Raw genomic sequence first — 10,009 nt, forward strand, 5'->3', positions numbered from 1 at the left:
TTACCAAGCCCGTATCTGATGAGTTCCTTGTGCGCACAGCAAGGATACGCTGTTACCGAGCCCGGCAGCTGAGTAAGTTGGTTTCGCTCGATAGCCTCACCGGCCTGCTGAAGCACGCTCTCGCCAAAATAGAACTTAACCGTGAATACGCGCGTTGTGCTCGCAGTGGGCATAGCTCCGTTGTAGTCATGCTGGATCTGGATCATTTTAAGAAGGTTAACGACTCATATGGCCACGGAACAGGCGACATGGTGATCAAGGCGTTGTCCAACCTGCTTCATCGGTTGCGCAACACCGACATTATCGGCCGCTATGGTGGTGAGGAATTTGTAATCGTGCTGACTGAATGCTCTCTGGAGAAAGCCGTTGAGGTGCTTGAAGCGCTTTGTCAGGATTTCGCCCGGCTGTTGTTTAGCGGCGGCAACGAGGAGTTTTCCGTGACCTTCAGCGCGGGTGTTGCCGCACTTAGCGCCTATGAGTCTGGTGAGCAGGCTATTGAAGCCGCAGATCGGGCTCTTTATCAGCGCAAGCGCGCAGGACGGAATGGCGTTACTGTGGCTTCTGAAGCCCTTTTTTGATTTTTAACTGCAAACTGAGAGCGTCACGATGTATGTGTTGATTCTCGAAGATGATGAGCTGATTGGCGACCTGCTTGAGACCGTTGTGGCGGGTGCTTATCCGGGTGCGTTATCCGGCTTTATACCCTGGTGCAATCGGCAATCAGCAGCTGGCAGAAACATCCGGCGGATCTGGTTGTTGTCGACTGGAATTTACCTGATGGCTCAGGGCTTGAATTGATACGGGCAGTGCGGCAGACAAATAGTGATGTTCCCGTGCTTATGATCAGTGGGCGTGCAGATCGCGATTCAATCCTCGCTGCCGCCCACCTGGGCATCAGTGGCTACGTCAGCAAACCGTTTCAAGTGGATGTGTTGCACCAGAGGCTGACGGAGCTTGTGCCTGTGCAAACCGTTCGTGATAGCGGCGCAAGCACGCTGGATGAGAAAATGGAGGCGGCCTGTAATTCTGCGATACAGCTACCTGGCCAGATTGACACCGCAGCAGTTTTGGCGCTCATGGAAAAACGCGACGAACTGGATGCCACTGGGCTTGCAGAACAGTGGAAGAGGGAGCCAGCTCTGAGTGCGAAAATGCTGGATGTGGCGAATAGCGCGTCTTTTCGCCGTTCCGGCACATCGGTAAAAACAGTAAGAGAAGCAATCAGTGTGATTGGCGTTGCGATGGCGCTGAACCAGGCGCTTGCCTTATCTCTGGACATTGCGGGTAAACTTGCCTGCCCACGTTTGGCGGAGCGAGCGCACCTTGAGCAGGAGCAGGCGCTGCGGGTTGCTGACGCCGCTCGGGCCTTGGCCCAAAGGGTGGGAGATAACCCTGCAACCTACTATACAGCGGGCCTTTTGAGCCGGGCTGGAGAGCTGGCGGCCCTGAAAGTTCTGCAGAACCAGTGCGACCAGAGCGGTGAACCGCCAGAAATTGAGCAGATTGACTCTGCCATTGCCTATTGGGCAGAAAAACTGGGCAATCGGATCAAGGTGCAATGGCGCTTACCCCTTGACCTTAGAGAATTAATTGGTGCCGTGTATTTTGTAAGCAGAAGCAATGTTAGCCAATCGAAGTTGGTGATGCGGGCAGCTGCTCTGCTGGCGGCTGACCAGGCAGATGGCCCTGAGTGCCGCACGTTACTGCGACGACTGGGTATTGAACATCGAGAGGAAAGTCGGGATGGCACCAGAAAATCTTAAACGTATTTTGATGGTTGAGGATGAGCCGGATATTCGAACGGTTGCGGAGCTGGCTTTGGAGGCCATCGGCGGCTTTGAGCTCACGGCTTGTGAGTCCGGGCAAAAGGCGCTGGAACAGATAGGCGAGTGCAGGCCCCAGTTGATTGTTCTCGATGTCATGATGCCGTGTATGGACGGCCCGGAGACTCTAAAAGCTATCCGGCGGTTACCTGGCTATGCAACAACTCCGGCCGTGTTTATGACCGCAAAAGTACAGAGCGACGAAGTACAGAATTATCTGGCGCTGGGTGCCGCTGGCGTTATTCCCAAACCGTTTGACCCGCTTACGTTGGCAGACCAGATCAGGGAAATCTGGAACGAGGCCTGTGCAATCGGTTAAGCTCTTGCCCGTTTATACTGTCACTACCGCAACAACGCAAAAGGTTGTCATGTCGTCCTCCCGGAATAACGATGAAATTAAAGCCAGGCTTAACCTGGAAACCTCATGCATACGCTGGCACGAGCTGCAAACGTACTTCGCCCGGGGGCAGGTTGTGCGTGTTGGTAAACATCTGGATTTGCTTGAGGTAGCCTCGGAGCTCACCGCTGATAACCGTGCTCGCTTTGAGCAATGGCTTGCTACGGGCGACGTAGGGGATGTGTCACCCGACTTGGCCCGAGGCTGGTATGAACATAATGCCGAACTGTGGGCGGTGGTCGTGGCGCCTTGGGTGCTGGTGCAGGATCGTTCTGACTCGCAGGAGCATTAATGCTGACCGGCGCTTTGCTGATTCTTGCCCCACTGTTTCTGGGCTTTGCCCTGTCGCTTGAAAGCCGCCGACTGATGACTGTTATCCATTATTTGGTGGAAGCCTGGTGTATTTCATTCTGGCCCTGCTGGGGCTGGGGCTTGGCCAAATGGAAGGGCTGTCGAGCCAGCTTGGCACCATGGCAGGGCAAACGTCGGCGCTGGTGGCGGTTCTATTTTTCGCCAATATGGCGGGGCTGTGGCTGCTCCAGCGCTGGCGTCCGATGATGCCAGAGCCTCGGGAAGTAGCCTCTGGCGTCACAGGTTACGTGCGGCTGTTCGTGGCTGCGGCCAAGCCTCTTCTTGCGGTGCTGGTGGGCGCATTGTCGGGCTATTTTGTGTTGCCGGAACTGCCACAAGCGGAGCAAGTGGCTACCTGGTCTTTGATGCTCTTGCTGTTCCTTATTGGCCTGCAGTTGCGCTATGCCGGGCTGTCATTGCGTAAACTGCTGATGAACACTCAGGGTTTGGGCATCGCGTTGGCACTTGTATTCAGCTCGTTGCTGGCAGGCCTGTTGTTGATCCCGGTGTTAGGGTTGCCGTGGCACGATGTGCTGGCACTGGCTTCGGGGTTTGGCTGGTACTCTCTCTCTGGCATTGTTATTGGCGATGCCTTGGGACCCGCGTGGGGCGGCGTGGCATTTCTCAACGATATGCTGCGTGAGATTATTGCCCTGGCCATTATTCCTCTGTTGATCGGCAGCCGACCCGCCATGGCCATCGGCTATGGCGGGGCCACATCCATGGACTTCACCTTACCCGTTATCCGCAGCAATGGCGGGCTTAGCTGTGTACCTGTGGCGATTGCCTCGGGCTTTGTGCTGTCGTTTCTGTCGCCGGTTTTTATGGGTGTCTTTCTGTCGGTTGGGTAGGCTGGCCGAGGAGTGAGAAGAGGGCGTGGAGGTTTAGACAAGAAACTTCCGCACATCTATTTTGTATTGACCAGGCTCAACCGCATGCAGAATACGATCCTGATTGCTGGCTTTCGAGAGATCTATCGTGGTAACTGCAATCGGCATCCGGAATTTTGTGTGGTACATCACTCGCACAATAGGTAACCGCTGATCCTCTTCGTTAATTTCGACCACAATGCCGAGCCGTCCACTGTCGAGCAGAACCAGTGACCCTACTGGGTACAGGCCGATACAGCGGATAAACTGTTTTACCAGCGTCGAGTCTAAGTGATCGCCACTCCATTCCAGTAGCTTCTTGAGACCCTGTGTGGGTGTCAGGCCTCTGTGATAAGCGCGGTCTGCGGTAATTGCATCGTAAACATCGGCAATAGCGACCATGCGCCCGTAGACTGAAATTTGCTCGCCCTTCAAACCCTCCGGGTAGCCGGAGCCGTCCATGCGTTCGTGATGTTGGGCTGCGGTGATCACCGTGAGCTCACCTATGCCTTCCGTTGCCGATAGGATGTCACGGGAATGCCGGGCATGAAGCTTCATAACTTCAAACTCTTCCCGTGTAAGACGGCCAGGCTTATGAAGCACCTCGTCCGGGGTCAATATTTTGCCAAGATCGTGGAGCAGGGCGCCCATAACGATCTGATGCATGACATCTGCGGGTAGCTTTCGGTGCTGCCCGAAAACGGTCATCAGAACACTCAGGTTTACCGAGTGCTCAAGCAGGTAGTTGTCTTTTTCGCGAATTCGGCCCAGGCAACCCAGCGCGCTGGCATTACGGGACACCGAGTTCTGCAGGTCGCCCGCAAGCTTGTGAATCTGGGCAACATCAAGAGTAGCGCCAATTTTGGCGCTTTTCATGAAGCTATCAACCAGCTCCTGCGCTTGGGAGTGAACATTCAGCGCTGTCCCCATTTCTTCGGAAAGAGAAACACGTGGTGCCATACCAGGCTTTTGTTCGCCGGCCTTCTGCAGGGCTGTCTCATTGCGATTTTCTACGGTAGTTGCGGTTTCCGAATCCTGCTGTCTTTGCCCTTTTGCGCATCAATATAAACAAACTGCACGCCCATTTTGCGGATTTTCTCTATGGTTTCCTCCCGCCTGATCACGCCGCGCTTGCGCTGGGTGTTGTGGGGGATCCAGTCATTGTTAAGGTCGGTGATATACATACCGACCTTCAATGCAGAAATCGGAACACGCTTGATCATCCTGCTGGGAAAAACGTTCGCAGGCTGTTTTGATAGGTTTGGATAATCACATCCTCCAGTGGCAAGCCTTTCACCTCCGCAATTTTTTCCGCGACGAATGGCAGGTAGAACGGAGCGTTCTCCTTGCCGCGATAAGGCACGGGCGTGAGGAACGGCGCGTCGGTTTCCAGAAGAATCTGACTGATGGGGGCCATGCGAACAATATCCCGCACGTTTTCCGCCTTATTGAAGGTGGTGATGCCATTAAAGCCCAGGTTCCAGCCCTGATCCAGTGCGTATTGGGCTAGACCGGGGCCGGATGTAAAACTGTGAATCACGCCACGGCGCTTAAGGGATTGCTCAAACTCTTTGAGTATAGCGATTGTGTCTTCATCGGCCTCACGGCTATGGATAACCACTGGGCGGTCACTGTCGCAGGCAATTTGAAGTTGACGCCGAAAAACATTTCGTTGGACGCTGCGATCTGCTTTGTCATAGAAATAATCCAGGCCGATTTCGCCAACGGCAACAATCTTTTCGTCTTGGGCGTGGGCGCGAATTTCTTCTTCTACCGCATCGCTGTAGGTTTCTGCTTCGTGGGGGTGAATGCCCTGGGTGCCGTAAAGCCATGGCGCCATTGTGCTGAGTTCGCGTACCTGCGCTAAATTGTCCGGTGCCACAGCAATGGTAATCACCCGCTCAATGTTCACTCGCCGTGTCTGTTCCAGGGTTTCCTCAAGGGGACGATCCTTGAGGTAATCCAGATGACAGTGAGTTTCGATGATCGGGTGATCGAATACGGGAATCTCGCGACGTTTTTTACTCATGAACGGGTGCTAGGCTCCAGTACGGGCAGTCGGTTTGACTGCTACTCTATGGTTTGAAGCGTTTGAGTTTATCAGTTGTCCGTTTATTGGCCTACATTCATCCGTAAGGGACTTCCTTGATGGATGTAAGTACTCAGGTTTGATTCAGGATGGAGGTGCAGATGCACGTTGTCGTTGTGGGTGGTGGCGTTGTGGGTGTAACCACTGCGTGGGAACTGAACCGTCGTGGCCATCAAGTGACGGTGCTTGAACGCCTTGGCATGGCTGGCGATGAGACCAGCAAGGGTAACGCAGCCCAGCGCTCCTACGGAGTGGTCTACCCCTGGGCTGATCCAGGCATGGTGTTCAAGGCGTTGCCTTGGCTGTTCAAGCAAGATGGCCCGCTAAAGCTGCGTGTGCCACCTTCTCTGGATGCCGTGCGATTCATGTTTTCTACTCTGCGCTATGCTTGGTCGCCGGGTCTGTTTGGTTTTAATAAGCGTGCCATGCTTCGCCTTGGCATTCATTCCCGAGAGCGCTTCTTGAAGCTGGAAGACGAATTAAACCTTAAATTTGATGGCGGGCACCGTGGTTTGCTGCACCTTGCCAGCACCCCGGAAGAGTTGGAAGGGCACCGGGGAACGCACCGTTTACTGAACGAAATGGGCATAGTGTCCCGGCTGCTGACACCGGAGCAGGTCTATGAGGCTGAACCGGGAATGGCAGAGGGCGGCCCACTTTATGGCGCCCTGAGCTATGACACAGACGGCACTGGCGATTGCCATCTGTTTTCCCTGGAGCTGGCGAAAGCATGTGAAGAAAAGGGAGTTTGCTTTCGTTACAACGTTCAGGTGGAGCGGCTTGTAGCCAACAACCAAGTTGTCGAGTCAGTGATATTGCGCAACGAGAACGGCCAGCGCGAAACCCTTGATGCCGACGCCTTTGTGATCAGTGCCGGCTGCTGGTCTGGCGAGTTGGTTCGGCCGTTGGGTCTTAAGCTGCCGATCTATCCGGTTAAGGGCTACAGCATTACGGTGCCATTGAAAAACCCAGACAACGCACCGGTTTCCACCATTCATGATGATAACTACAAAGTTGTGTCTACGCGTTTGGGTGACCGTTTACGCGCCACCGGTTTTGTGGAGCTGGCCGATTTTAATCGTGATATTCCCGAAGCGCGTATAGCCACCATTCGCAAGTCCGTGGAATCCCGCTACCCAGGTTGTGCAGATCTGGACGCCGCAGAAACCTGGACCGGCTTCCGCCCAATGACCCCCGATGGCCCGGCCATCATCGGTCGCGGTCCGCGTAAGAATTTGTACCTTAATACCGGGCACGGCACCTTTGGGTGGACGTTCTCGGCGGGCAGTGCAGATGTGATTGCGCAGGTGTTGGATGGCGAAGAGCCAACGGTTTGTCTGGATGCCTTTCGCCCGGGGCGCTATCAGGAGTGAGTGTTGTTGAGTGCGCTGAATCTCACTATTTGCGTTGGCAAAAGCTCAATGATTGGTTGGTTCAGCATCAGGCTCTCTGGCAGTCGGCCCCGTTTATAGAGCCGATACCCGCATGGGTGCAGAGCTTTCCCGAACTGGCTTGTAGGGTGACAGCACTTACCGAGGCCGAGTGTGATGAGCTGGATGGCGAGCCAGAGACGCTGGCAAACATGGCGTCTCAATATGTGCCAGGGCTGGCCCTGTTTAGCCAAATAGCTCACTTGCCAACGTTTTTCTCCGAATCTGAAGATATTGCAGCGGCGACACTGCCAGAAGTCCGCGCAACGGATATGCCTGGGCGTAAGCGTGAGCAGGCAGGCGCTTTTGCGGCTGCCTTAAAACCCTTGCAGCAACCGATTCTGGACTGGTGTTGTGGTAAGGGGCATTTATCCCGAACACTGGCCGCTCAAAGCCATAAAAGTGTCAAAGGTTATGAATGGAATCCGGAGCTGGTGGCTGGCGGTAACGTGCTCGCCATACACTTCGCAGATGCAGTTCAAATCCACTGCCAAGATGTAATGGCCGATAACCTGCCCATGCCCGCGAACACCCATGGCGTAGCGCTCCATGCCTGTGGCGACTTGCATCGACAACTGTTGAGGCGGGGGGCTGCTGCGGCACTGCCGCGCCTGAGTCTGTCACCTTGTTGCTATCACCTCACCGTTAATGGGGCTTACCAAACGCTCTCAGAGCGCACGGCTGCCCACGAAAACAAACTGCGGCCAAACCGTAACGACCTGCGCTTGGCGGTACGGGAAACCGTAACGGCGCCTGCCCGTGTCAGGACGCAAACCCGGCTACTAAACCAGTGGCGCCTGGGCTTTGATGGGTTACAGCGCGCCCTGGGTGGGATGGATCAATACCTACCTGTGCCCTCTTACTCGCCAAGGCTGATTCAAAAGGGCTTTCCCGCCTTTTGCCGTTGGGCAGCCGGTAAAAAACAGCTTTGTTTGCCGGAAAACACCGACTTCGATCATTGGCTTGCCCATGGCGTGCGGCGCCATAGAGACGTTCGCCGCTACGAACTCATTCGGCATCTGTTTCGCCGGCCTTTGGAGTTATGGCTGGTTTTGGATTACGCGGTCTTTTTGGAAGAGCAGGGATACCGTGTGCGGCTCGGCCGTTTCTGCGCTCGGTCGCTGACACCAAGAAATATATTGCTGGATGCGGTCAGGGTTTGCGGTACTCCACTCTCTCAACACACCCGTCTTTAAAGTAAACGTAGGTCAGCTCATGGAGCGCACCGTAATAGCGGGACTGGTAGATCCAGACTTCCCGAGGGGCGCCGTAAGTTTCGGGTGGGTCACCGAATGCGCTGCGCACGTGCTCCCGGGTCATGCCCTGGACGACCTGTTCCCGAATCAGGTATCGACGCAGATCCGTGGAGTTGATAAAGCGACAGGTGTCCGGCCCGGATGCCTTGTCAGATGGCTCTTTTGGCTCTGGCGTAACCGCCTCTGTCGCTGGCAGGTTCTGGTTGAAGCTCCCCCCGATTCGGTTATCCTTTAGCTCGATGGCTTCGGCATCTTTGCCACAAGGCGTGTCGGAAAATACCGTATTGCCTTCTGCGCCATGACAGCGAAAGACTTGGGCTTGGGCTTGGGCTGGAGCTATGAGCGCGAGCAGAAAAACCAGGCCAGCCAATAATCTGAGCATGGGTTACTCCCCGGGGATGCGCAAAAAGAAAGGCGCCCTTGGGCGCCTTTCTTTACTTCATTTACGTCTGTATCCGCTTAGGTTGTCTTAGCGACGAACCTGAATGCGCGCTTCAACCCGACGGTTCTCGGCACGGCCAGCGGCTGTCTTGTTAGAGGCAACTGGCTCTGATTCACCATAGCCTTTGGCGCTCACTTTCGAAGGGTCTACGCCCAGCGGGCCAGTCAAACGGCCTGCAACGGCTTCGGCGCGGCGCTGTGACAGGAACTGGTTGTAGCTTGCCTTGCCTGTGTTATCGGCATGGCCGGCAATTTCCACAACAGTTCCGGGTTGTCCTTGAGAGCATCCGCAACACGACGGATCTCATCGTCGAAGGCGTTGCTAATCACAGAGCTGTTTGTTGGGAACTGAACCTCAACGGTAAAGGTCTCGATGGTTTCAGTTACGCCTTCACAACCGGTCTCATCTACTTCTGCGCCGGCAGTTGTGTTGGGGCAAAGATCCTGGCTGTTTACGACACCGTCGTTATCGCTATCCAGTTCGCATCCGCGGCTGTTAACCTTTGCTCCGCGCGGGGTATCTGGGCAGGCATCACGTGCATCGGCTACGCCATCACGATCTGCATCTGGCTCACAGCCAGTGCTGTCAACGCTCGCGCCCGCTGGAGTGCTCGGGCACTGGTCGCGGGAATCGGGTACGCCGTCACCGTCTGCATCTGCCGGGCGCTTCGGCGCAGGTGCTGCACTGCCAACTGTGCGGTTAAAGGCAAAGCTTAGACCGAGAGAAACCTGGGTATCAAAAGTGCTTTCATCGATGCCGTGGAACTCGCGCAGGTCACCGCGCAAGGATAGGGTGTCGTTTATGTTGTAACGTAAACCAGTACCGACGTTCACACGGGTTTCATCGTGATTGGTGCCAGCGGTACGCACGCCGCTGGAGGAGTCGGTGCCAAAGTCTGCACGGCCGGCGCCCAACGAAACATATGGGTTCCAGGTTTCATCCTGAGACGCAAAGTAGTAAGTGCCGTCTACGCGAATTTCTTCAAAATCTGAGGATCCTGACACGTACTTGCGGTCTGCATCGGCGCGGGAGTACATCGCTTCAATCGCCCAGTTTGGTTTGAACCGGTATTCGAGGCCAACACCAAATGTACCTGTTTCGCTCAAATCACGGTCGTCGTCAAAAAGCTGGAAAGCTGCAAATGGGTTGATGTAAACCGTTTCCTTGCGATCAGCCAAGGCTGGGGCCGCAAAAGTGCTCGCAATGGCTGCCATCGCGATTGGGCGCATGATGTTCATGCAGAACCTCCTGTCCGATTATCGTTAAAATGTTACTGAGTTTTAAATAACCACATTTCATGCAATACGCGCAATCTAAGCTAAAGGATCACAAAAAACAAAACATTGAAGATT

11 protein-coding genes and 2 pseudogenes are annotated in these 10,009 nt (G+C 54.9%); 8 read left to right on the forward strand and 5 right to left on the reverse strand.

Annotated elements, in window-relative coordinates:
• From BCA33_RS15430 to BCA33_RS15450, 6 genes and pseudogenes are all read left to right on the forward strand, one after another.
• On the forward strand, positions 1-578 hold a 578-nt coding region (locus BCA33_RS15430; RefSeq protein WP_139173032.1), incomplete at its 5' end, for a GGDEF domain-containing protein.
• 28 nt (positions 579-606) lie between these two features.
• Positions 607-798, forward strand: a complete 192-nt coding sequence (locus tag BCA33_RS22110; protein ID WP_254774482.1) for a hypothetical protein — start codon at positions 607-609, stop codon at positions 796-798.
• Positions 708-1,763, forward strand: coding sequence for an HDOD domain-containing protein (locus BCA33_RS15435; RefSeq protein WP_254774476.1), 1,056 nt, complete (start codon positions 708-710; stop codon positions 1,761-1,763). Before BCA33_RS22110 ends, BCA33_RS15435 begins: the two co-directional genes overlap by 91 nt.
• Positions 1,744-2,142, forward strand: a complete 399-nt coding sequence (locus BCA33_RS15440; RefSeq protein ID WP_071267245.1) for a response regulator — start codon at positions 1,744-1,746, stop codon at positions 2,140-2,142. Before BCA33_RS15435 ends, BCA33_RS15440 begins: the two co-directional genes overlap by 20 nt.
• A gap of 49 nt (positions 2,143-2,191) precedes the next feature.
• Positions 2,192-2,512, forward strand: coding sequence for a DUF2288 domain-containing protein (locus BCA33_RS15445; RefSeq protein ID WP_071267255.1), 321 nt, complete (start codon positions 2,192-2,194; stop codon positions 2,510-2,512).
• Positions 2,512-3,422, forward strand: a pseudogene (locus BCA33_RS15450) (lysine exporter LysO family protein). The gene BCA33_RS15445 and the pseudogene BCA33_RS15450 overlap by 1 nt, the downstream one beginning before the upstream one ends.
• A 33-nt stretch (positions 3,423-3,455) precedes the next feature.
• On the opposite strand, the gene BCA33_RS15455 reads toward BCA33_RS15450, so the two are convergent.
• The 3 genes from BCA33_RS15455 to BCA33_RS15460 are packed head-to-tail and all read right to left on the reverse strand — an operon-like array spanning position 3,456 to position 5,469.
• Positions 3,456-4,400 carry an HD-GYP domain-containing protein gene (locus tag BCA33_RS15455; RefSeq protein ID WP_254774479.1) on the reverse strand — a complete coding sequence of 315 codons (945 nt, stop codon included), beginning with the start codon at positions 4,398-4,400 and terminating at the stop codon, positions 3,456-3,458.
• Positions 4,401-4,450: 50 nt separating this feature from the next.
• A complete protein-coding gene (locus BCA33_RS22115; protein ID WP_254774481.1) occupies positions 4,451-4,624 on the reverse strand; it encodes a DUF3391 domain-containing protein in 174 nt (57 codons plus the stop codon).
• A gap of 35 nt (positions 4,625-4,659) precedes the next feature.
• Positions 4,660-5,469 (reverse strand): TatD family hydrolase, encoded by an 810-nt coding sequence (locus tag BCA33_RS15460; RefSeq protein ID WP_071267247.1) that lies wholly within the window; start codon positions 5,467-5,469, stop codon positions 4,660-4,662.
• Between the two features lie 161 nt (positions 5,470-5,630).
• Here BCA33_RS15460 and BCA33_RS15465 point away from each other — a divergent pair, with 161 nt between their 5' ends.
• Together BCA33_RS15465 and BCA33_RS15470 are read left to right on the forward strand one after the other, a co-directional pair.
• Positions 5,631-6,902 (forward strand): D-amino acid dehydrogenase, encoded by a 1,272-nt coding sequence (locus BCA33_RS15465; protein ID WP_071267249.1) that lies wholly within the window; start codon positions 5,631-5,633, stop codon positions 6,900-6,902.
• Positions 6,899-8,155, forward strand: coding sequence for a methyltransferase (locus BCA33_RS15470; protein ID WP_071267251.1), 1,257 nt, complete (start codon positions 6,899-6,901; stop codon positions 8,153-8,155). The genes BCA33_RS15465 and BCA33_RS15470 overlap by 4 nt, the downstream gene beginning before the upstream one ends.
• Here BCA33_RS15470 and BCA33_RS15475 read toward each other — a convergent pair.
• Together BCA33_RS15475 and BCA33_RS15480 are read right to left on the reverse strand one after the other, a co-directional pair.
• On the reverse strand, positions 8,112-8,597 hold the full coding sequence (locus BCA33_RS15475; protein ID WP_071267253.1) for a DUF4124 domain-containing protein: 486 nt from the start codon (positions 8,595-8,597) through the stop codon (positions 8,112-8,114). The two genes, BCA33_RS15470 and BCA33_RS15475, sit on opposite strands and share 44 nt — an antisense overlap.
• Before the next feature lie 87 nt (positions 8,598-8,684).
• Positions 8,685-9,895, reverse strand: a pseudogene (locus BCA33_RS15480) (OmpA family protein).
• Positions 9,896-10,009 lie beyond the last annotated feature (114 nt).

The organism is Marinobacter sp. AC-23, assembly GCF_001858325.1.
Taxonomy (GTDB): domain Bacteria; phylum Pseudomonadota; class Gammaproteobacteria; order Pseudomonadales; family Oleiphilaceae; genus Marinobacter.